This is a genomic window from Microvirga sp. HBU67558, from assembly GCF_018069605.1.
Taxonomy (GTDB): Bacteria; Pseudomonadota; Alphaproteobacteria; order Rhizobiales; family Beijerinckiaceae; genus Microvirga; species Microvirga terrae.
Window position 1 is genome coordinate 1 of the sequence record NZ_JAGPUP010000187.1, and the last position, 435, is coordinate 435.

Annotated in this window: 1 protein-coding gene; it reads right to left on the bottom strand. The window is 65.1% G+C overall.

The features are described from left to right. A partial coding sequence (gene ssb / locus KBI52_RS00765; protein ID WP_173944942.1) for a single-stranded DNA-binding protein occupies window positions 1–423 on the bottom strand: 423 nt, incomplete at its 3' end. Window positions 424–435 lie beyond the last annotated feature (12 nt).

The following is a 435-nucleotide window of genomic DNA, read 5'->3' on the forward strand; positions in this document are numbered from 1 at the left end:
TCGTCCGAAGTCGCCGCCGCGGCTGATCTGGCCCGGCTCGTCGTCGCCGAACTCCGACGCCCCGCCGCCGCCGCGGCTGTCCAGGATCGTCAGCTCGCCCCGGAAGCGCTGCAGCACCACCTCGGTGGTGTACTTCTCCTGGCCGCTCTGGTCGGTCCACTTGCGCGTCTGCAGCTGACCCTCAAGATACACCTTCGAGCCCTTCTTCAGGTACTGCTCCGCCACCCGGGCCAAGTTCTCGTTGAAGATCACCACCGAGTGCCACTCGGTCTTCTCCTTGCGCTCGCCCGTGCCCTTGTCCTTCCAGGTCTCCGACGTGGCGATCCGAAGGTTCACCACAGGCTCCCCGTTCGACAGACGCCGAACCTCAGGGTCCCGCCCCAGATTCCCTACCAAAATCACCTTGTTCACGCTTCCAGCCATGATGGCCTCTCC